We start from the raw sequence: 21471 nt of genomic DNA, 5'->3' as shown, positions 1-21471 counted from the left end.
CGACCGTGGGGATGCAGTGTCCAATGAAGCTGAGGGCGGGGCGTCCGCTGAAACTGGATCGCCATCGGTTGAGGCAAGTTCTATTTTTCCACTCGCGGGAGCCCTACCTTCCGCACGTTAGTGGGGCTCCCGCTTCCGTTGTGTCCGGGGTCGCGGCGATCCGGACGGGGAACGTTGCCTCCGAGGCAGATGCATTCTATAGTCATTCGCGTTCATGGAACTAAGCCGGAGGTTAAAGTTTTATCTTTTTTGTGGCCCTCGGAGGCAAGATGATTTCCGCCGCGCAATGCTTAGAGTTTGCACGCCAGTACAGAGCCCTCTCCCAGAACTCCAACACCTCCTCAGACCGCGCCTTCCTGATGAAGAACATAGCTCGGAGCCTTACCGGGTTGGCGGGTCAATTGGATCGGCTTGATGCGCTGACAAGGGAGAAGCAGCAAAGATGCCCCGCGCCCGGGGCTCTTTAAAGCGGGATGGGTTTAGTCTGAATCGATTTGAGATTCCCAAATCAGTCGGTTTCTGATTCACCGTACTGGCTGGACGGAGGCCGGTATCGATGGGCAAGCCGTACTCTCTTGATCTACAAAAATGATCTGAGGCCGGCAAACTGGACCATTTTTGGCTAGAGTTCTCGCTGCCGAACCCTTCGGCTGGGAGGAGCGATGGACCATGAAGGCCTCGAAGTTTTCAGACGCCCAGAAGGCGTTCATCCTGAAACAGGGCAACGACGGGGTCGCGGTGGCGGAGATCTGCCGTAAGGCCGGGATCAGCCAGGCGACCTACTTCAATTGGAAGAAGAAGTATGACGGGCTGTTGCCGACCGAGATGCGTCGGCTGAAGCAGCTCGAGGAGGAGAACGGCAAGCTGAAGAAGCTGGTCGCGGACCTGTCGCTCGACAAGGAGATGCTGCAGGACGTGATCCGCCGAAAGCTATGAAGCCTGGTCGGAAGCGCATGCTGGTCGACGCGGTCCGCAGCGAATGGCAGGTCTCGATCCGCCGGGCCTGTGACGCTCTCGAATTTGACCGCTCGACCTACCACTACAAGTCCCGTCGCCCTGGCCAGGCTGCCCTCGAACAGAAGATCAAGGAGATCTGCCATGTTCGTATTCGCTACGGTTATCGTCGTGTTCACGTCCTGCTGCGTCGTGAAGGCTGGCGCCATGGCCAGAACAAGACGCGGCGCATCTATCGCGAATTGGGCCTGCAATTACGCAGCAAAACGCCCAAGCGCCGGGTCAAGGCCAAGCTGCGCGATGATCGCAGGCCGGCGACGCGATCGAACGAGACCTGGGCGATGGACTTCGTCCATGACCAGTTGGCGACCGGACACAAGCTGCGCGTGCTCACGATTGTCGATACCTTCTCCCGCTTCTCGCCAGCGCTGGCGCCACGGTTCACCTTCCGCGGCACCGATGTTGTGGAGGTGCTGGAAAGGGCCTGCAAGGAAGTGGGATTCCCGGCAACGATCCGCGTCGATCAAGGCAGCGAGTTCGTGTCCCGCGATCTTGACCTCTGGGCCTACCAGCGCGGTGTCACCCTGGACTTCTCGCGGCCCGGTAAGCCAACCGACAACGCGTTCATTGAGGCCTTCAACGGCCGCTTCAGGGCCGAATGCCTCAACGCCCACTGGTTCCTGTCCCTTGCGGACGCCCAGCAAAAGGTGGAGACTTGGCGCAGATACTACAATGAAGAGCGGCCCCATGGCGCGATCGGCAATCGACCGCCGATTTTGCTGCAAAACCACGTCGGCGCATCCAGCTCGCCAACGTGATCACGGCGAAAAACTCTAGTTCTGAATGGTCCAAAGTTCGGCCTCGCTGCAAAAAAACCCCGAGACTCTAACTGCCGCTGGATGAAAATTCAGTGGCAGGTCACTGGCTTGCGGCGTCGCTCGCCGATTGCCGCGAGTTCGCGGGCCACGCGCCGCCCCGAGATCGACGTATCCGGAATGGCGCCCAGGCATTCCTTGGTGACGTCGTCGACGATGTTGAGGATGCGGAAGCGTCGACCATTGGCGAACTGGTCGTGGACGAAGTCCAGCGACCAGCGGGCATTGGGCTTGGCCTCGACTAGGATCGGGGCTCGGGTCCCGACGGCCTTGCGGCGAGCCCGCCGCTTGCGGACGGTGAGCCCTTCCTCGCAATAAAGCCGGTAGATCCGGTTGATCCCCGATGGCTCGCCCTCCCGCCGCAGCAGCACGAACAGGCGGCGATAGCCGAAACCCCGCCGCTCGTTGGCAAGATCGCGCAATCGGCCACGCGCCGAAATCTTCATTCCACCTGGGATAATTGCCTCGTAGTGCACGCGGTTGGGTCGGATGTGAAGCTTGCGGCCGACAAGCTGCTCGACGCCATCACGGACGAGCAAATCGCCGAGAGGAATGCGTCCGATCCTCACGCCTGGGCGAATGAATCATTCGCCATCAGCGAGGCAGCCGAAACCGGCTATTGCACCTTCCATGGGAAATCCTGCGATCCACCAGACGGGGGCAGCGTGACGATCGATGGGGCGTATCTGGCGAAGAGCGACGTCATCATCCGGGAGCGCTTGCACAAGGCGGGCATACGCCTTGCACATCTGCTCGATAGTGTTCTTGCAGATTGATGCCGGCGGATGAGCTCGCAAACAGGCATGGTGAGCGATGGACGCAGGGCTGACGTTATGGGGCCTGTACATCCCGGTGGATGTCCTCCTCACCTCGATTGCGCTCTATGTGGTCGTCTCGATCACTCTGATTATTTTCGTTCCGGTCTATGCGGTACCCCTCCATCGCGCGGTAGGTGAAGACGGCAGGCTTATTCCCATTCCGGCGGAGGACCTGGGCAAGATCATCGAGATGCGTTCGAAGGTCCGCTCCGCTGTCTTGCAGACGCTTGGAGGCCTCGCCGTCTTCGGTACCGTCATCACGAGCCTCCAGGGCATCCGCGGGACCGAAGACGCGTTCAATCAGAAAAAGGCCGAACTCTTCGCCTCGGCCCGCGCGGGCTCCGAACCAGCCGTCGCATCCGTCGCCAGCAGCGGCTTGATATTTGATGCGCACTGTCAGACACCAACAGTGAGCGAAACCAACTCAGGCTCCTTAACCAGGCCAGGGCAACTCAGACACGTTATTGATTGCGGATCGCTTTGGTGGAAGGCTGTACAGTCAAGCGATAAATCACGAGGTGAGCCGCTCCGAGCTCCTCGATCAGTGTGCCGCAAGCAGGGCAGTGGTAGTTTCCTTGGATGCCGCGTTCAGACGTAAGCTCAAGACGGCGAAAGCCAGCACCGCATTCCGAGCACGTCACATCGCTCTTTTTCATCCGTGGCCTCCTCGCGCTGGCAACCGTCACATTTCTTTAACATGCGCTTAGTTATCGTGCATCTCCCTGGGACGGCCTTTCAAGCACAATCAACATTGTGGACCTGCTGAGCCTGCGACCGTCCATAATTAGTGGTCGCACAAATCGGACAATCCGACAAAAAAATTTCGGGCGAAACTGACGGCGCTCCTTCGTAGAATGCGTGAGGCTCAAATCGTTAGCTACGAAGGTTCTCGTCGTCACCGTGGCGCGGGCAAACGCTTTTCGTCGAATTTTGCCTTATCGCCGCAGAGTTTCTGCGCTGTGAGGCGCGAAAGCGATCGGGCCTGATGTTCCAGGCAACGCCATCGATCAGCAGGGCTAGAGCGCGACCGTCTCGTCTTTTAAGAGCGAATTAAGCCAAGCTGGATTTTATGAACCCCGGGCAGGAAGCTTAAGTCAGTGGGGCGTGTGATGAGTGCTGCTAACAGGCAATCCGTGGAATCAGATACCAGGCTGCTCAATGACATGCCAATCCTGCGGCGCAAGTGGCAAGCTGCGCTCGAGCCCGGTGAAGCGCTTCCCCGCTATGAAAATGTGCTGCTGGGGAGCCTCGGGCGGCTTGCCGATCATCTTGTGCTGCTCAGGTGTGACAATGGCGCGTTTACTGTTTCGCGCACTGGCCGTTATGTGCAGAACTGGTTGGGCGATGCCCGCTGGGACATTCCGCTTGATGCGTTGCGTCCAGACTGCGCGACAGCCCTCACCGGGGCGGCCTCGAATTCGATTGCAAACAACCATCCCTATCTCGCAACCGCTCATTGCGTGCAAGCCGGCATGGTACGGACCTACGACGTGCTGGCGCTGCCGACCTTATCGCGTTGGGCCGGTACGCTGGTCGGCGTCTATGTCAACGAGCGCGCTACAGAATACAATTTGATCGATGCAATCTTTTGCAAGACCGACGATGGCGTTATCTCGCTCTCAACCGTTCGCGATCCCGCAGGCAGGCCATTTGATTTTCAAGTTGTGCACCACAATCAGGCAGCCGCAAGGCTCCTCGATGTGGAAGAGGGCAACCTGTTGTGGCAGCGCCTCGGCAATTCAGACCATCTGCTTTGTTCGGAAGAGGTGATGGAGCGGTTGGGCGCCGCGGTCGCGAATGAATTCGGTGACGAGTTCGAGCTCGAATACGGTGATCAGAGCCTGCGCTTGCGCCTCAGTGCCTTCGGAGACATCGTGTCCGTGGTCATTTCCGACGTTACGTCGTTCAAGCGCCGGGATGCCTCGTTCAGGTTGCTGTTCGACAGTAATCCGATGCCGATGTGGGCGTTAGATGCCGAGACAATGGACTTCGTGAGGGTCAATGACGCGGCAGTGCAGCACTATGGCTATGCTCGCGAGACCTTCCTGCGAATGAAAGTTCAGGAGATTTGGCCAGACGACGAGCGGGTCAGCTATACGCGAGCGCTGCGAGAAGCGGGCGACATCTCTCAGTCTGAACATCCCTGGCGCCATGTCAGGGCTGATGGCACTGAGATTTCTGCGCTGACCTTTGGGCGGCGCCTTATGATCGAGGGACGCGAGGGCTATCTGGTTGTGGTGGTCGACATCACCGAACGGCGCAAGGCCGAGGCCCGCATCGCCCATATGGCACTTCACGACGGGTTGACCAACCTGGCCAACCGCGCACTCCACCAGAGGTGGCTCGCAGAGGCACTCGAAAGCGCTAATGCAGTCGGCAACCGCGTCGCGGCGCTGTGTATCGACCTCGACCTCTTCAAGAACGTCAACGATTCGTTCGGCCACCTCATCGGCGATCGCCTGCTCGAGCAAGTGGCCGACCGGTTGCGGTCCAGGGTGGCCGGCAACAATCTGGCGGCACGGCTCGGCGGCGACGAATTTTCGATCATTCTCACGGATGATACCTCGCCGACGCATGTGAGCCAATTCGCGGGCGACCTGATCAGAACATTGAGTGCGCCATACGAGATTGACGATAACGAGGTCATTATCGGTGCCTCGGTCGGAATCGCGCTGTCACCAGGCGACGGCGCGAGCAGCGCCGAGTTGATGCGTAACGCCGATATCGCGCTCTATCGCGCCAAAGAGGATGGCCGCGGAACGCATCGCTTTTTCGAGCGGGAGATGGATCAGCAGGTGCAGCGACGGCGCGAGATGGAGCTTGATTTGCGCCGCGCCTTTGCCAGCAGCGAGTTCGAGCTATACTATCAGCCCCTGGTCGAGATCGCGAGCGACAAGATCTCAGGTTTTGAAGCGCTTCTGCGCTGGCCGCACCCAGGGAAGGGCATGATCTCGCCGGCCGAATTCATTCCCCTTGCGGAAGAAATGGGGCTGATCGGGCCCCTCGGAGAATGGGTGCTGCGCGAAGCCTGTAAAGAGGCGGTAAAGTGGCCTTTAGAGATCAAGGTCGCGGTCAACCTGTCGCCGGTGCAATTCCGTAGCCGCAATCTGGTTCAGGTGGTGATTTCAGCGCTGGCGAATTCCGGCTTGGCCCCGAAGCGGCTCGAGCTTGAAATCACCGAATCGGTATTTTTGGCGGAGACGGAGGCAAACCTTGCGATCCTGCACCAGCTCCGCGAGCTCGGCGTCTCAATATCGCTGGATGACTTTGGAACGGGCTATTCGAGCCTCAGCTACTTGCGCAGCTTTCCCTTCGACAAGATCAAGATTGATCGCTCTTTTGTCAAGGATCTGGCGAAACGCTCCGATTGCGGGGCCATCGTGCGGGCGATCTCGGGCCTCGGCCGGAGCCTCAACATCACGACGACAGCGGAAGGGGTGGAGACCACGGAGCAGCTCGATTGGCTTCGGGCCGAAGGTTGCAACGAGGTGCAAGGATTCTTGTTCAGCGGTGCCAGGCCGGCCGCCGAAGTGGAGCAGCTCTTGTTTCGCTTTGGCGCAAGGGCGTCCAGGGCGGCGTGATCGCCATGCCGCAGGAACAGCTTCGTCACGTTGAGGCTTCGCAAATCGAACGAGATCAGGCCACGAGGTCGCCCGTAGCCGTCTCTGAACCCAGGAGGTGATCTCCGACACTTCTCGCGCGCCTTCACTGCGGGAAGGCGTGGTGCCAAGACGTCAATGGGGCTTCAGCGCTCTTGGCGGCAGCCGGCACCAGATGCACGATCCGATACCCGTTCTGATGCAGGTAGCGCAGGAACCCAGGCAGCATGGCCGCCGTCCGCGTCTGCGCATCATGCAGCAGAATGATGCCCTTACGAGCGGCCTCGAGCCGCTCGATCAGGATTGTGAGCTCCTGCTCTGGAGTTATGTTCTCCCAATCGCTCGCCCAAAGGTCAGCGCCGAACACGACAATTCCGCGCGCCAGCAAGAGATCGAGCATCGCAGGTGTCGCGTCGAAGTAGGGGAACCGGAAGAACGGTGTCGAGGGCATTTTGGTGGACACACCGTTGAGCGCCATTTCGACGGCGGTGATACCGCGCTCGATGTCCTCTTTCGCCTGCTCGAACGAGATTTTCGACATCATCGGATGCGACCAGCTGTGGTGCGCTACGGTGTGGCCCTGGGCGGCCATACGCCGCACGAGCTCGGGAAATTCCGCCGAGGATCGGCCGACCAGAAAGAACGTGGCTCGCGCGCATTCCTGTGCGAGCGCAGCCAGCACCTTGTCCGTGTTGGGCGTCCGCGGTCCGTCATCGAAGGTGAGGACGACTTCATGGTCCGCCAGAGGAAGCGTCTCGGGAAAGTTCTTCAGCCCCACCCGCGGGAAGAGTGCGGCATCGACAGCGAGCACCCGCGCCGTGCCGAGCGCATCCCGCCGATTGCAGCTAGAGGCGTCTGTCACGGCAGTACCGGCGAGCAACGCCAGCCCAGCGCAGCCGATGCGAAATGCTAATCTAGGCAGGCGCAACTTTGTCATTGCGCGTTAGTGCGACCTCGATTGGTTGGTGAGCCCCGTGGTACTCAGCAGACTATCTGACCGGCATCGCGGGATTTCGGCACATCGAGGCTGTGTCGTGCGCAAAAAGGTCGTCGAACGTCCGTTATCCGCTCGAACCGCTCCTGCTGCCTGCCTTTTGAGCTAGGGGTAGGCGGCTTGGCTCGGACAATGGCTGCAGTGCGCCCCGCGTCTGCAGCACGCGCGGCCGCGTGTCAGCGGGTACGTCGGCGCACCCGTTGGCTGTTCCGGGCATTCGAACTCTGATGATCTTCTGCCGCGACGTATATTTCCAGATCGGCTTGTGAGAGGCCGAGGCCTGGATAACACCCGAGCTGACGAGTGAGCCGCAGATGTCTCACGTGGCTCGTCGAGCAACGCAGCAGTTGAGCAGTTCGCTTTCCGTCAACATCTGCGAGTTCGGTTTGATTCTGCGCTTCATTGCGCGATTCAAGCACGGTGCACCTTTGTCTGTCGATATAATTACTGACTCAATACGTGTTATACAAAACAATACAACTTAAACGTTGACATGGCCGAATCGCATTTCCTATTGTCGGATGAGGTCCAGAAAACCTCGTACGGCAGGCGTAATCGTTTTTCCCCAAAGTCCGGAGTCCTCGCGCGTATGTCCAGTGGCGCAAGCCTAAAGGTGCGAGGGAGCGCCTGTCGTTGCTTATTTCTGGCTCCGGACGACTATCTCGATCTCAGAAAGATCGACGGAGAAAACGACGGTGAAAGCGGTAACAAAACAGAAGGCAGACAGAGCTTGCGCCAAAGAGTTGAAGATTTTGGCGGGGGTCGAAAAGGATCTTGAAAATGCACGCGGCTCCGGAGCGGTTGATGATGTCTTCCTTGGGCTTGAGGAAATCTACTCGATGCACATGCACACCGAGCATCAAAGCGTCCGAGCAAGATGCGAAGCCATCTTGCGCCTGGATGCTGCCCCGTGAGCGTGATCCGTCTGGGAGGTGCTGCGCCATGCGGGTGCTGCGGTCGCTATCCGTGCCGAACTATGACCGCTTATCAGACTGAGCAGCGCTGGGCGAGGCATGAGTTCAGGCGCCGGCGACACGATCGCACCGAAATCGAACAGGCCATTCGGCGTTTGTCACGCCTGGCAGGCTAGAAAAAATGGCGCTCTAGGCAGGTCAGATCGAAGTGTTGCTTGGCCCCTAGGAGGCGATCCGGTCGATCGACAAGGGCGCAAGCCGCGACTGCCACCAGCCCGGCCCGGAGGCCGTGCGGTGCTCAACCTCGGGCCTGCGCGGTCGTTGGCCCGGTTCTCAGACCGTCGCAATGTGCAAAGCTTGCAGTCTCAATCATCGATGAGCCGCCACCATCAGTGCCTCGGATTGCCTGTAGAACAATCGTTTGTCGCGGAGTGAACGTGGCTTTGATGATCGGTATTGTTCGCTCGGGCTCGGCGCTGCCGCACATAAACACATCTAGCGCTGCGTAACTGCTTTCTGGCCAGGTATGAATACTGATATGGCTTTCGGCTAGCAGCGCGACACCAGTGACACCCCCGTGGGGCTCGAATTTGTGCAGATGCACATGCAGCAGTTTTGCTCCAGCCTGCAACGCAGCGTTGATCATCGTTTCTCTGATGCGATCGGCGTCTTCCAAATGACGTGCTCCCCACAGATCGATCAGCAGGTGAGTGCCGTGGGACCGGCGGGCTTGGATCATCAGGGCAGACTCGCTGAAACGGTGGCGGGGTTGCAAGCCATAACCAGCGTCGCAACTTTATCCTGTGAATTTCCTAAAAGACAACTATCGCGTTGATCTTCGTAAAGTCATCATGTGGACAAGGTACAATCAAGAGTAGTGACAGTTTTGTGAAACGTAATTCCCGCAGCGCAAAAGGAGAGTTTCGATGTCCAAAAGCCCGGCCCCGCAAACATTGGCTCTTGAACTCACACCTGAGCAAAAGAAGCAATTGGAGGAATTCGCGAAAGCGACCGGCAGCAGGAAGCTGACAGCTAGCGCAGAGTTCGAGGCGCACGTGGACACCGGGAAGATCTCCCCGGCGACGTTCCTCGTTGGAAACGCCATTTAAATCGGCTTTACAGCCCTGTCAGCTCCGCAAGCGCGAGTGAAATTCATGCGCAAACGAACGCGGTCGCGCATCGAGGAATTCGGCTACACACTCGCGTTTGCGGACACTGGCGATATTGGTTTCTATTCAAACGAGGCTGCCGCTCTGATCAACGCAGAGGCGGAGCAGCAAGAGTTTGAACCCTTTAGATTAGATACGGTCCCGATTGGCGACAGCTTCCGTCTGTCAGCTCCGCTGATCGTGTGGTTCGAAATCACGCGGTACTGCAATCTTCCGTGTCTGCACTGCTACGTCGAGGCCGGTCCGAAAAGAACAAACGAGCTGAGCACTTCCGAAATCTATGCGATACTTAATCAACTGAAGGCGAAGGGCGTCTTCTCGATCGTGTTCTGCGGAGGTGAGCCCTTTGCTCATCCCGATTTCATGTCCATCGTCAAATATGCTCACGATCTCGGCTTCGTCATTTCGATTGCTACCAACGGCACCTACCTCTCTCAATCGGTCATTGATGAAATTCCACGTGAGGAGTGCGTTGTCAGCGTGAGCCTGGACGGGACCGAATCGCACAGGAAGATGCGGCATCTGTCAACTTATGAGGAAACGATCGAAAAGCTGAAACTACTCAAGAAGAACGGGATCCGCTCAGCCGTAATGACGACTTTGACGAATTCCAATCTCGCTGAACTGGAGGAGATTTTCGAGTTCACTTCGCAGCAGGATCTGTTTTTCGGAGTGACGCCTTTTAGCCCTGTCGGGCGAGGAAAGCGGTTTCCCCATCTGACACCAGATGGCAATGTCGCACAAAGTGCCTCGCCTCTCTACTTTAGAAACTACCTCGATCGGATCGAAAAGATGCAGAGGATTGGCCTTTGCGTTCAAAAGTTTCTGTCCTTCTCGTATAGGCTTTCGCACGCCATACAGCGGGAGTTTTGTGGCATCTCGCTCGCGTATATTGCATCGGACGGCGAGGTTTACCCGTGCTCGGTCTGCATGTCCGCCAAGAAATACTCTGCAGGGACCTTGCGAGAAGCGAGCTTTGCCGAACTCTGGGACACATCCTTCAAGGACATCAGGGCTGTATCCTTCAACGACTTCAAGGGTTGCGCCAGCTGCGACATTGGGAGCGCCAAACACGCTTGCGCTGGCAGATGCCCGGTTATGTCCGAGATCTACACCGGTGATCCATTGTTGTGCGGTGCGTCAGATTTCCTGAAGCAGGCCAATAGGTCAAACGGCGCGCGGATTGCAGCCCATCTCCCGTCGGCTGAGACCGGCGATGGCTAGGCAGTCAATTGGGCTCCTGAAGGAGCGAGGAACGAGCGAGAGGCGGGTGCTCCTGCTGCCACACGAAATCAAAACTTTGGTCCAGGATAGATACGATGTTATGGTCGAGGCCAAGGCTGCGGCATCGCTTGGAATATCCGACGAAGCCTACGCGGAGGCTGGGGCGCGCATCGTAACATCGCTCGAGGCATGGCAAGCTAATCTCGTCCTCAAGTATAAGGCCCCTCTACCCGAAGAATATAGATTCTTCCGCAAAGGGTCCCATCTGGCCGCATTCATGCACGCAGAGGGAAACCCTGCGCTGATGAAGGCACTAAAGACCTCGCAGCTCACCGCGTACGCTTTCGAGTTTATTTCACGCGCGGGCACCTATCCGGCTTCGGTGTCCGATTCCGATATTGCCGGTCGAATGGCCGTGATCTATGCCGCCTACCATTTACAGTCTCATCTCGGCGGCCGAGGATTGCTGATGGGCGCGGCGCCGAACGGGCCTTTTCCTAGGGTGGTCATTATTGGCGCTGGAAATGTCGGGCGCGCAGCGGCGCAAACGGCGATCGCATTGGGCGCTCAGGTGACAATCTTCGTGCGCAACGCCACCAAGATAGCGCAAATTGAGCAGGAGTTCGGTAGGCGCGTGAGATGTCTGCTCAATCGCCGAGGTGTCCTGCGTGAGGAAGTCAAGAAGGCTGACGTACTGATCGGCGCAATCCTGATTTCCACCTTCGATACGCCCGCGATGGTGGACGAACGCATGGTGTCCACCATGAAACCTGGGTCGGTGATCGTGGACGTCACTTGCGGCTACGGGAAGGGATACTTGCCGTCCTTTAAGAGCACAACAAGCCATCGCGCTCCAGCGCGGCTCATAAACAGCGTCTTGCACATCAAGATCGATCATCTGCCTGCATCGGTACCGGTAACAGCATCTAAAGCGACATCCGAGCGTGTGATCAGATATGTTCGCAAGTTGACCGATGTCTGCTTGCGCGGCGGTCGGTCAAGAATGATCGAACGATGCATGATAGCCAAGGCCGGCGAGCTCGTTCATCCAGAGCTCATTCGGCATGATGCCTTAGAAACGCGAATGCCAATCGCCTAAACGATGTGGAGTTCGGTATGTTCTCGCAATTTGAGACGAGCCCTTCAAGGATCCATCCGGAGGTCCTGCGCTACTTCCTCTCCAAACAGAGCGAATTCGGGTGCACGAACGTCTTGCCTGGGCACCTTCCGAAGACCTCGCATTCAATCGAGATGGCTAAGAATGCGATGACGCTCGACTTTGCGATATCCAAGGCCTATCGGATACCGTTCTATGCGACCTCAATTGAAAGGTTTGCCGGCGAGCGGCGATTGCCAGACGGTCAGTGCGGGTCCGTGAATCTGGATTTGCCCGGCTGGTTTACGGCGGATTCGGCCTACTCGTCCCACCTCGATAGCATCCGGCGAGCGACCAGAGAGGAACTGATGAGCCGCGTGCGAAGCGCGTTGACGAACTGCATAGATTCTCTGCATCTTTTTTGTCCGAAGCAGTGCAATTTGGCGTGTTCGGGCTGCTATGCGTCCGCCGTTCCGATCGACAAGCACCCGTATATGGAAGAGCAGATAACCTCCTATTTCGATGGAGCAGCCGGCACCATCTCCCAAGCTCGCGCACTGGGAGCCAAGGTGATACAGACATCGGGGGACGGTGAAGTAACTGTGTTCCCACGGTTCTTCGATCTGCTGGAGCTCGTCGCAGCATCCGGCATGCAATGGCTCATCTTCACTGCAGGATTGATATTTTCAAGCGAGGAAGCGGCTGCCGGTCATTGGCGAACATACGGCCGTTTTTCGAGCTCTCACATCCGTGAACAGATTGCTCGCAATATTGAGCGCTTCTCTGCTGCCGGCGACAGCAAGCCGACTGTGCGCGCGTTCATCGCGCAGATCGAGGAATACAAGGATGTCTTGCAGATCTATCATTCCATTTGGAGCACATCGAGCCCCAATAATTCAAGCTGGCGCAATCCGAGAACCGGAGAATACGACTATCGTGAGGTCGTGCTTACTAATCACGCGCTGGAGCTGCCAACGAGCCTGCTGGACCTGATGGCGGTGTTCAAAGGGAACCATCGCGGCCGTTTCGGTATAGAGTTTCCCGTCAGCGATGCTTCCGCTCGAGATGTTCCTGCGTTAGCCACGTTTGTCGCTCACGAAGGCCTTCGGAGCTACTTCGAGCCTGTCATAAGGACGGGACGGGCTAGACGGGGAAGAATAGGCGGACAAAAGTCGTGGTCCTGCGAAAGTGAGGCCATAGCTTCGCACGATGTGGACAAGCTGCTTGCAAGAAAGGAGTGCTCGTTTCGTTTCCTCCATCAGCCGATCGCGAAGTTCAGAGCTGGTGACGGTTTCTTTGCCAGCCCAGGCACCGGTGTCGACTTGGACGATCTGGCAAGCCTGGGCGTGCTAGAAGGATTGAGTGTAGGTGACAATCTGTTCGGTGCCATCCATTCGCCTTTGATAGTCAATGCCAACTACAATTACACGTCTGGTTGCAAATGCAATCACTTCTCAGAGCGTCTGTTGTTCGATAGAGCCAACCTCGCCGCTGAATGGCAGAACCTCGCTAACCTATCTTCAGCCGATATCACGGCCGCCGATCTCGTCAGTCGCTTGGGTGAGACGAGCAATGAGCTCTAACGTTGGTGCTTTGGGTAAAGCAGGCTCGGGTCCAATAGGCGGAAATCACCCCCTTCCAATCGGCTATAGGGAGAGAAGTGCATTCTATGATTGTGAATTTGGCTCGTTCCCGGATGAAGTCGAGTTCATCGCCTCTGTGGGGCAAATGCGGGGGGGAAATGTCCTCGAGGTGCCGTGCGCTTGCGGCAGATTGACGCTCCCACTTTCGCGCCGCGTCGAGCGCATCACTGCGGTCGACCGTGACCCGAAAATGCTTCTGCAGCTGCAAAGGCGTTTGGCGGCACGCGGCGGAATCGAGAACGTAAAGACTGTTCTTGAGGACATGCGGTTTCTCAAGCTTTCCGCCATGTTCGACCTCATCGTGTGTCCGCGCGAGTGTTTTCAGCTTCTCGGCAGCGAGACCGAGGCACTGGACGCCTTATCATCATTCAAGCGCCACATGTCGAAGCGAGGGTGCCTGGTTCTAGATCTCGCGACGTTCGCCCGGTCGAGCGAACCTACTGAGGATGGGCCTGAATACTTCGCGGCCGGACTCGGTGACAACGAACTCATCGCAGAGTGGGAAAGAGGCCTGGACGATGGTAGCCTCCTCAGGCGATCGCGATCCCAACGCCTCCGTTCAAATCAGCTGCTTGAGCTAACGTTCTTCTACACTCTCGTAAATGGCGCGTTGACCGAAGAGTTTGTCTCGACGGTCGAGTTAAGGATCTACTCGCTTTGCCAGATGTCCGCCCTGCTGCAAGCCGCTGGGTTTCGGATGGTAGAAGCATATGGCAATTACAGGCGGGTGCCCGTCAGCGAAAACTCTGCCCGCCTGCTCATCGTGGCGGAAGCTACGTGATGCGAAGCCGAACTCAATATGTTGGCGGGTGGTTGGGTGAGGACGAAAGCCGGGTGAAGTCCTCCAGCGCTCCCTGGAGGGACGCGCTGTCACACACCAGGCTTGATCAAGAGCATGTTGATTACTTCTCGCAGTACCGATCCCTGTATTTCAATGAATCCTTCCGGGACGGGCAGGGGACCGACGAAATTCTCGAGCTCATCGCGGGCGTAGAAGAGGTCGAGTGCTGGCTTGATCTTGGTTGCGGTCCAACGACCTTGTTCTGGTCTATTCCCGCAAATGTCCGAACGAGCATCGATTGCTGCGACAAAAGCGCCGAAGCACTCAAGGTGCTTCACGATTTCATTCTATCGGACGACATCCCTCCCTGCTACCAGCAAGTGCTAGCAAGGTTCGGGCGTGACCACCATCACTTGGCGTGCGTGCGGGAGAAGATCGACAAGTTCATCATCCATGATGTGCTCAGCACGCCCTTTTGTGACGTACCCGGCCCGCAGCACGACTTGATTACGGCAATTGGTCTGTTTGGGCTTTGCAAAAGCCCAGAACGCTACGCATGGGCTCTTGGAAACGCCGCGGCTCAACTCGCTGAGGACGGCTACATGATCGGTGCCGACTGGGTCAGGAGCGCGCGTTTTATCGACGCGGAAGGGCATGATAACTCATATATCAACGAAGCATCTATCAGGCGCGCCGCCGACGAACACCGGCTAGACGTACTGTCTCTGAGCAAGGTTTGTATTCGGGACGACCCGCTTTATTCGACCGTGTTCGTCTGGCTCATGCGCAGAGAGTGAGGCCGCTCGGATTGGACGCCAGTGACTAGTCCTCGCTCTGGTGCGGCTATTGCGGTGAAGATTTGGTGATCTGCAGCAAGTTCAGTTGTTTCACCCAGCGGCTACGACGACCTTCTTGAGGTGAAATGACCTGGAGAGGACCGGTCCCGCTCGGCAATGGGGAGCCATCTTGCGCATCTGCCACCAGGAACGTGCCGTTATCAAACTCGGGCAGAGAAATAATCGCGACGAAACCATCAGCGCCTTGAACGTGGAGATATTTTGCGACGTCGGCACCTTTCAGGTCTTGCTTGAGCGGCACCCCCGCTTTGTTCAAAAGGACAGCCAGGTCAACTCCTGAATAGGTCGTACTTTTCCCGGCCGAATCCGTGACGGTGATCGATGTGTGAGGAAGTGCCTGAAAGTCGGGTTCAGAGAAGGACAGTGGAGTCGTCACTTGTCCATCTACCGTCAAATAAGCAGATGACGTTGCAGTCTGCGCCTGCGCGCTTGCTGCAAAGAGAAAAAGGAGAAGCACCGTACGTTTCGTACAGAACACGATCATCATCCTCTCTTTAAAGGTCAGGGCCTACTTCCAAGCTCTGAGCGAAAACTTACTGGGAATCAATTCGGGCTTGCAAAGGCGAATTCGCGCTGTAATTGTATCGGAATGAAGTGGTGCGTCATAGAGGAAAGAGGCTCATGCGCGTTATTCAACATTTAGGAAGTCGTATATTTCGCAACGTCCTTTTTGCGACCACGATCACATGCCTTGCTCCAACACATGGACATGCCGCTAGCGGTTGTGCTCCCGGATCGACTTGCCTCTCGGTGACAGGGAAGGGCGTTCCGGCTCCTGAGCCGGCACCTTTCATTGCGCAATGCACCGGGGCCTTTCCAGACTTCGTCACGCCATCAGCGATGGTACCGAGCGCTGGTCCGTGGTTCAAACTGTCCCAATCGTACCCTACGGCTGTCCCGGCGAACGACGCACCGTGGTCGAATATCGACTTCAAGGACGGAGTGACGGGCGCCGATGCTTACCTCTATGCCCTGCGAGACTATGCATTTGATGGCATGATCGATGCCGACTTCAAGCCGGAAGCTAACAACGTTCGGCCCTGGTTTCACATGCCGCTGATGAATTTTGGACCGCGTGCACGAGAGCCGATGCGCGGCTTGACCTCAGAACGTTCTGTGACCGGACCGGAGCTCGGTCTCAAGCCAGGAGTGACCATTCACAATTATGCGGTCGGCTTCTACAATGCAGCGGGTGCCGTCACGATCGGACAGGTCTTGGGCGGCGCTTCGCCCGATCTAGCAAAAGCTCAATTCCCCCAAGGAGCAATGACCTTCAAGATCTTGTTCAGCGACGTTACTGCGAATGACTTTCAGGATTCTGACGTCTTGTCGGGTGCTCCGCAGTGGACGATCCGGACAGCTGCCGGCCCCCAAACCGTGCGCCTCATGCAGATGGACGTCGCCGCGGTGGATAGTCGTTCGCCAACCGGGTGGGTCTTCGGGACTTTTGCTTTTGACAGCAATGCAACTGATACCTCCCCGTGGCGGAGGCTCCGGCCGGTAGGCCTTTCATGGGGAAATGACTTCGGCTTCACACCCGCTGACCAGCAAGCAGGCAAGAAGCTGACCGAAACCACGATCTCGGACCAGGCGCCTGCTTACGCAGCCTCCCATTTGGGATGGGCGGGGCGCGCGAACGGGCCGGTCGACAATCCGATTTCGGGGTGCTTGAGTTGTCACAGCACCGCCCAATTGCCGTCGGCCCCCATTACATTTTCGAGCGCCTGTACGACGGACGCTCAGAAGATGCTTTGGTTCAGAGATCTGAAGGGTAATCAGCCGTTTGGAGGTGTGGATGCAAGCTGCAATCCCATCACCAGCGCACCTCCGCCGAAGCCTCTCGACTTTTCACTCCAATTATCGGTCGCAGTCCAGAACGTGGTGCAGTTTGGTGATGCCAATCCGTGTTCGCCATCGGCCTCTATCATGAACCTTCGGGTCGACGACCATCCCGGAGAGCACCCGCGTATTGCGCGCTAGCGCCAATTACAGGGATGGAAGAGGCCCTTCCGCCAAGATGCTTCTTCTCAACGACGTGCTGCGACATCTTCGTCGCGGCGGTTGGCATCAAGCTGTCAGGTCTTTGACGAAGTCCTTCTCGTAATAGCTCTTGGCTTCGAGCCCGAGAAATTTCGAACTCGGTTCGGGATTTCTGGCGATCGTCTGCAACTCTTCGATCTGCGGTGGGGTTGCAGGCAGGAATCCAGCAAGCCTATGTGCTCGCTCGACTTCTCCCGCATATAATGCGGTGCGCTGAGACCACTGGAGCTTGAGCTCCTGCTCGAAGCGGGCGTCCATGTACGGACGTGCAATAATGAGCTCTGCCAGCAAATTGGCATCAAGAAAGGCTTAATTCCCTGGGCGGTGAGGTCCTTGTGAGACCAAGCATCGCCAATGAGACACGCTCCGGTGTCTGACACGGCGCGGATGAACGATTGTTGATTCAACGCCCTTCGGAAGCCCTCACAGAGCGTGGCCTGGAGCGGGAGCGTGACGAAGTTTGCTATTCGAGTTGCCGCTTCGCGCAGAAAACGTTGGGGACCAGCCTTGAAACTGTCGAAGAGAGCCGCCGGTCGCTGAATGACGTAGATCATGTCTCCGTCTGTGGTGGGAACACGGGGTACCCCACTCGTCCACAAGCATGTAGCAATCACTCTGGACCTTATTTGGTACATACTTGTAGAGCGTGAAGTGATCGAGTGATGAAACATTGAGTATTGGACCTGGAGCCGCGATGCCACGCTCGACATCATGCCGTCGGCGGCTACAAGGAAACGGGCAGCCACCGTCCGACAAGAGCCTCGGACAGACGCGCCGTGCGAGTCGACTTTCCCGTGCCCGGTGCCCCCAGTACGCCGAGCTTAATTGTCCCGCTCGGCGGGCCTGGCCGAAATCGGTCTAAAATATCGTTGAGACTCGTCATACCGGCATTTTTTCTACTACACGTTAGATTAGAAACATGGCGTCCAAAAAGCAAATTGTCGCACGCGCGCTAATCCCGGACTCGTTGGGACGGATTTTCGTGCAGAAGCGCACAATGAGCCGTCGCCTCTTCCCGGTTGCTGGGAGCTCGTCGGCGGTCAGGTTGATGAAGGCGGAGACGTGTTCGCTGCGCTGAACCGAGAAATCGAAGAAGGGACTGGTTGGAAACTAGGACGATCATAGAAGAGCTCACCGTCAAGCCTTGGTCCAGCAACGGAACGGAGTACGAGGAGCGGCAGTTCATCGTGACCGTTGATGGCGAGCTTGAAAGGACGATGTGCCTCTTTCCCCGTAGAGCGCGCCAGAATGAATCATGTTCAACGTTTGATCGATCAAAGCGATACGAGCATTTAGCGAGGGCGCGCAGGCGTGCCAGGCCTTCTCAACGCGGCCCTCGAGGATCCGGTGGTCCGCGTTTGCAACCGGCTCGATAAACGTGCGAATTTCAGCCGGCGAAAAGCTGAAATACGCCGGAATGGCGCCTTTCATCATGAGCTTTGCCTTGCCGTCCGCGGCATTACATTCCGAACAGACGAGCTCGCGAGGGAAGCTGGATACCAAGTGTTCGACGGTGTCGGCTATTTCTCCACATCCTGACGGAAGATCCACGGTCCAGCGGTCCCCGAACAACGTGCGACCTCGACGCCCCATAATAGTCCCGCAGGTGATCGTGATGCTCTTCCAAATTGGCGAGCAGAATACCGCGACCGGAAAGGCGGAAGAGTATCGACTTTGCTGCGCCGGCAAACGGGACAGAACCAATTCTGTTCGACAAGAGCCCAATTCTGATTGAGGTCGAGACCCTTCGCACCGAGTCTGAGAACGGCAGCCTTGGTTTGGCTGCTGCTCCATCTTCCATTTCGGTCTGGAAAGCAGGATTCCATTTCATCGTCGGGCAGTGTTGAAGGGCGCCAGAAGGCGAGTTCGACAAGCTACATGCGGCTCGGTCCCCATTCGAACTCAGGCTCAATTTCAAAGTCGCCGGATTTGTCTGCCGTTTTTCAATCGTTTGCGTTCATGCTATGTTCGCGAGGTCGATGCCGCAATCTGTCGCGCCTTTAGATGCGAAAAATCTCCTGTGGGAAGCTTGGACGAGGCGAGCTCTGTGCTTGAATGGCGGTCCTCGGCAGCTCCTTGATAATTTCCCGTTTTCTGTGGAACCTAGATGATCCATTAATGGACCATAAGGGGCTCATTTGGGCTTTTTATGAACCACCCAATTGGCTTTTGCAGTTTTGGTCTATATATGATCCACGAGCGGCGAGACGATCTATTTATGAACCATGGCTAAGATCCATCATCCCATTTCTGCCTATGCCGCCGATGCTGCGGTGCTGCTTGGGCAGCTCCTGCGCAAGGCCCGCATCGAACGGAAGATGAGCACGCTCAATGTCGCGGAGCGGGCAGGGATCTCGCGCGGGCTGCTGCGGCGCATAGAGGCAGGCGACCCGCGATCCACAATTGGCGCTGTCTTTGAGGTCGCCGCGATTGTCGGCGTCAGGCTGTTCGACGTCGAGCAGGCGACAATGTCTCAGGCGATCGAAAGCAATCGCGAAGTCATGACGCTTTTGCCTAAATCCATTCGTGCCCGGCGGGGTGAAGAGGTCAAGGATGACTTCTGATCCCAAATTCACTGAGGCCTATGTCTGGACTTGGCTACCGGGCCAGACGAAACCGGTTGTTGCAGGACTTCTGTCGGCGCGTGGCGAACAGCTCCTGTTCAACTATGGACGGAGCTATATCGAGCGCAAGGACGCCATTGCGCTTTACCAGCCCGAATTGCCGCTGCGGAGCGGAATCCTTCCGCTTCTTGCGGGTCTGAACATGCCGAATTGTATTCGCGACGCCGCTCCCGACGCCTGGGGCCGGCGCGTGATCCTCAATCGCAAGTTCGGTGCCCGTGAGAAGGAGATTGACGCGGGCAGTCTTGCCGAGCTGACCTTTCTCCTCGAGTCAGGGTCGGATCGCATCGGCGCGCTCGATTTTCAAGCCTCGCCCTCCGCCTATGTCGCGCGTGAAGGCGAGGGCGCCTCTCTCGATGAGCTCTTGAATGCGGCGGCGCTCGTCGAACAAGGAACGCCGCTGACGCCCGAGCTCAACCGGGCTCTCTTCCACGGTAGCTCCATTGGCGGGGCGCGCCCGAAAGCGACGATTACCTCCAACGATAAGAAATTCATCGCGAAGTTTTCTTCGCAAACCGACCTCTATAGCGTGGTGAAGGCGGAATTCATCGCAATGCGCTTGGCCGCGGCGGCCGGGCTTCGCGTCGCGCCTGTGAACCTTCAACGCGTGGCGGGCAAGGACATCCTCCTCATCGAGCGCTTCGATCGTGCGAAGGCTACCGACGGATGGTACCGCAAGGCCATGGTATCCGCCCTAACATTGCTTGAACTGGACGAAATGATGGCCCGTTACGCCAGCTACGAACAGCTGGCCACGACCATCCGCCACCGTTTTACGGAACCCAAGGAGACGCTACGGGAGTTGTTTTCGCGCATTGTCTTCAACGTGCTCTGCGGCAACACGGATGACCATGCCCGAAATCACGCAGCCTTCTGGGACGGCACGAATCTGACGCTCACACCTGCCTATGATATTTGCCCGCAAAGCCGCACGGGCGGCGAGGCGACGCAAGCGATGCTTATATTGGGCCAGGATCGACACAGTCAGATTGCGCTCTGCCTGAAAGGCGCGCCATCGTTTCTTCTCAACGAGGCGGATGCCGTCGCGATTGTCGTGCATCAAATCAAGACCATCAAGGATCGCTGGTCGGCTGTTTGTGACGAAGCCGCGCTTGGACAAGTGGATCGAAACTTGTTTTGGCGCCGCCAGTTCCTGAATCCTTACGCCTTCATTGGCGCGCCGCAGGCCATAACGAGCCTGATCAGCTAGTTCGATCGGAGACCAAACACATGAGCGACAAACACGCGATCGAAGTCTTCCAGGATCTCTCGATCCTTGGTCCCGAAACCAGGCGTGCAGAGCTGCGGGAGGCGCTTATTGCCGCTGCAGCAACGCCATGGGAGCGTGGGATAGACGCCGAGAAGGACCTTAGTCGCATGGCACGCGGCGACGATGTCCTCGTCTTTCAACGGCAGAGCGACAAGAGCCTGCCTGCGGCCAGGCTCACGCTCTGGTCCCGCGAAGGCGGGTATACGATTACAAATATCGTTCCAAGAGAGTTCGACCGGCTTACTTACGCGCAATACAATGGCCTGTTGCAAGAATTCGAACGCCTGATCGCCAAACCAGCAGCCTTCGACCGGCTTCGTCGTAGAACTCTCTTCTCCCCGGCAGTCCCTTGAAGAGTGGGTCTCGCCTGAGGCGGCTAAGGCGCTCGAAGCTTTCTCGGATTTGGCGAACAAATCCACCGGCTCATCGCATCCGCTCGACCAACAGCGCTGGCTCCGCTTTTTGATCCTGGCGCATTGCAGCGCGCAAAAACCGGACGGCGAACGGTTACGCCGCTGGTTAATGGAGGTCGAGGGGGGACGAGGACCATGCCTTGAAGCTCGTCATTGAATATGAGTTCGAGCTCGATTTGCTGAATGCCTATGATTCCCAG

20 protein-coding genes and 3 pseudogenes are annotated in these 21471 nt (G+C 57.4%); 16 read left to right on the top strand and 7 right to left on the bottom strand.

All coding sequences use genetic code 11. The annotated features are described in order from the left end of the window. Positions 1 to 669 precede the first annotated feature (669 nt). A protein-coding gene (locus XH96_RS31605) for an IS3 family transposase (protein WP_194389433.1) occupies positions 670 to 1772 on the top strand; the annotation gives its coding sequence in 2 pieces (ribosomal slippage) (positions 670 to 931 and positions 931 to 1772; 1104 coding nt in all). 104 nt (positions 1773 to 1876) lie between these two features. Here the strand turns inward: XH96_RS31605 and XH96_RS31600 are convergent. Then, positions 1877 to 2260, bottom strand: a pseudogene (locus XH96_RS31600) (IS3 family transposase); the annotation flags it as partial. Between the two features lie 39 nt (positions 2261 to 2299). Between XH96_RS31600 and XH96_RS31595 the strand changes: the two are divergent. The 3 genes from XH96_RS31595 (at position 2300) to XH96_RS31585 (ending at position 6228) form a co-directional block, all read left to right on the top strand. Further along, positions 2300 to 2605 (top strand): S1/P1 nuclease, encoded by a 306-nt coding sequence (locus tag XH96_RS31595; RefSeq protein ID WP_246789808.1) that lies wholly within the window; start codon positions 2300 to 2302, stop codon positions 2603 to 2605. Between the two features lie 37 nt (positions 2606 to 2642). Then, the gene (locus tag XH96_RS31590) at positions 2643 to 3245 is read left to right on the top strand and encodes a hypothetical protein (protein WP_194389432.1); all 603 of its coding nucleotides are present in this window, start codon (positions 2643 to 2645) and stop codon (positions 3243 to 3245) included. Between the two features lie 511 nt (positions 3246 to 3756). Continuing rightward, positions 3757 to 6228, top strand: coding sequence for a bifunctional diguanylate cyclase/phosphodiesterase (locus XH96_RS31585; protein ID WP_194389431.1), 2472 nt, complete (start codon positions 3757 to 3759; stop codon positions 6226 to 6228). A gap of 124 nt (positions 6229 to 6352) precedes the next feature. Here XH96_RS31585 and XH96_RS31580 read toward each other — a convergent pair whose 3' ends face one another. Then, positions 6353 to 7183 carry a polysaccharide deacetylase family protein gene (locus XH96_RS31580; RefSeq protein WP_194389430.1) on the bottom strand — a complete coding sequence of 277 codons (831 nt, stop codon included), beginning with the start codon at positions 7181 to 7183 and terminating at the stop codon, positions 6353 to 6355. 752 nt (positions 7184 to 7935) lie between these two features. On the opposite strand from XH96_RS31580, the gene XH96_RS31575 reads away from it, so the two are divergent. Further along, positions 7936 to 8154 carry a hypothetical protein gene (locus XH96_RS31575; protein WP_194389429.1) on the top strand — a complete coding sequence of 73 codons (219 nt, stop codon included), beginning with the start codon at positions 7936 to 7938 and terminating at the stop codon, positions 8152 to 8154. 298 nt (positions 8155 to 8452) lie between these two features. Here XH96_RS31575 and speD read toward each other — a convergent pair whose 3' ends face one another. Further along, entirely contained in the window at positions 8453 to 8893 is a 441-nt protein-coding gene (gene speD / locus XH96_RS31570) for an adenosylmethionine decarboxylase (protein ID WP_194389428.1), read from the bottom strand. Between the two features lie 187 nt (positions 8894 to 9080). On the opposite strand from speD, the gene XH96_RS31565 reads away from it, so the two are divergent. Genes XH96_RS31565 through XH96_RS31540 form a run of 6 tightly spaced genes read left to right on the top strand, consistent with a single transcriptional unit; the run spans position 9081 to position 14864 of the window. Continuing rightward, a complete protein-coding gene (locus XH96_RS31565; RefSeq protein WP_092217502.1) occupies positions 9081 to 9263 on the top strand; it encodes a hypothetical protein in 183 nt (60 codons plus the stop codon). 45 nt (positions 9264 to 9308) lie between these two features. After that, complete coding sequence (locus XH96_RS31560) at positions 9309 to 10547, top strand: radical SAM/SPASM domain-containing protein (RefSeq protein WP_194389427.1); 1239 nt, start codon at positions 9309 to 9311, stop codon at positions 10545 to 10547. Beyond that, complete coding sequence (locus tag XH96_RS31555) at positions 10540 to 11646, top strand: NAD(P)-dependent oxidoreductase (protein WP_246789807.1); 1107 nt, start codon at positions 10540 to 10542, stop codon at positions 11644 to 11646. The genes XH96_RS31560 and XH96_RS31555 overlap by 8 nt, the downstream gene beginning before the upstream one ends. Before the next feature lie 17 nt (positions 11647 to 11663). Next, on the top strand, positions 11664 to 13226 hold the full coding sequence (locus XH96_RS31550) for a radical SAM protein (RefSeq protein WP_194389425.1): 1563 nt from the start codon (positions 11664 to 11666) through the stop codon (positions 13224 to 13226). Beyond that, a complete protein-coding gene (locus tag XH96_RS31545; protein WP_194389424.1) occupies positions 13216 to 14067 on the top strand; it encodes a class I SAM-dependent methyltransferase in 852 nt (283 codons plus the stop codon). The genes XH96_RS31550 and XH96_RS31545 overlap by 11 nt, the downstream gene beginning before the upstream one ends. A 32-nt stretch (positions 14068 to 14099) precedes the next feature. Then, entirely contained in the window at positions 14100 to 14864 is a 765-nt protein-coding gene (locus tag XH96_RS31540; RefSeq protein ID WP_194389423.1) for a class I SAM-dependent methyltransferase, read from the top strand. A 46-nt stretch (positions 14865 to 14910) separates the two neighbouring features. Here the strand turns inward: XH96_RS31540 and XH96_RS31535 are convergent, their stop codons facing one another. Further along, positions 14911 to 15411 (bottom strand): molybdopterin-dependent oxidoreductase, encoded by a 501-nt coding sequence (locus XH96_RS31535; protein ID WP_194389422.1) that lies wholly within the window; start codon positions 15409 to 15411, stop codon positions 14911 to 14913. 455 nt (positions 15412 to 15866) lie between these two features. On the opposite strand from XH96_RS31535, the gene XH96_RS31530 reads away from it, so the two are divergent. Further along, complete coding sequence (locus tag XH96_RS31530) at positions 15867 to 16904, top strand: hypothetical protein (protein ID WP_143130669.1); 1038 nt, start codon at positions 15867 to 15869, stop codon at positions 16902 to 16904. Positions 16905 to 16991: 87 nt separating this feature from the next. On the opposite strand, the gene XH96_RS39305 is transcribed toward XH96_RS31530, so the two are convergent. Beyond that, complete coding sequence (locus XH96_RS39305; protein ID WP_244553831.1) at positions 16992 to 17255, bottom strand: hypothetical protein; 264 nt, start codon at positions 17253 to 17255, stop codon at positions 16992 to 16994. A gap of 113 nt (positions 17256 to 17368) precedes the next feature. After that, positions 17369 to 17674: pseudogene (locus tag XH96_RS39900) on the bottom strand (hypothetical protein); the annotation flags it as partial. A gap of 343 nt (positions 17675 to 18017) precedes the next feature. Between XH96_RS39900 and XH96_RS39895 the strand changes: the two are divergent. Further along, positions 18018 to 18089: pseudogene (locus XH96_RS39895) on the top strand (hypothetical protein); the annotation flags it as partial. A 57-nt stretch (positions 18090 to 18146) separates the two neighbouring features. On the opposite strand, the gene XH96_RS31515 reads toward XH96_RS39895, so the two are convergent. Further along, on the bottom strand, positions 18147 to 18515 hold the full coding sequence (locus XH96_RS31515; protein ID WP_143130671.1) for a hypothetical protein: 369 nt from the start codon (positions 18513 to 18515) through the stop codon (positions 18147 to 18149). 674 nt (positions 18516 to 19189) lie between these two features. Here XH96_RS31515 and XH96_RS31510 point away from each other — a divergent pair. From XH96_RS31510 to XH96_RS31500, 3 genes are read left to right on the top strand one after another with little or no spacing between them, the layout of a single operon-like run. Then, positions 19190 to 19528: a helix-turn-helix transcriptional regulator gene (locus tag XH96_RS31510; RefSeq protein WP_027562245.1), complete on the top strand. Its 339-nt coding sequence runs from the start codon at positions 19190 to 19192 to the stop codon at positions 19526 to 19528. Further along, the gene (locus tag XH96_RS31505; protein WP_092217510.1) at positions 19518 to 20798 is read left to right on the top strand and encodes a type II toxin-antitoxin system HipA family toxin; all 1281 of its coding nucleotides are present in this window, start codon (positions 19518 to 19520) and stop codon (positions 20796 to 20798) included. The genes XH96_RS31510 and XH96_RS31505 overlap by 11 nt, the downstream gene beginning before the upstream one ends. Positions 20799 to 20818: 20 nt before the next feature. Next, positions 20819 to 21211: a hypothetical protein gene (locus XH96_RS31500; RefSeq protein WP_194389421.1), complete on the top strand. Its 393-nt coding sequence runs from the start codon at positions 20819 to 20821 to the stop codon at positions 21209 to 21211. The last annotated feature ends 260 nt before the right edge of the window (positions 21212 to 21471 follow it).

The organism is Bradyrhizobium sp. CCBAU 51765 (assembly GCF_015291725.1).
Taxonomy (GTDB): domain Bacteria; phylum Pseudomonadota; class Alphaproteobacteria; order Rhizobiales; family Xanthobacteraceae; genus Bradyrhizobium; species Bradyrhizobium liaoningense.
Note: the sequence above shows the minus strand (reverse complement) of the source record. Positions and strands in the feature narration are given on the sequence as shown.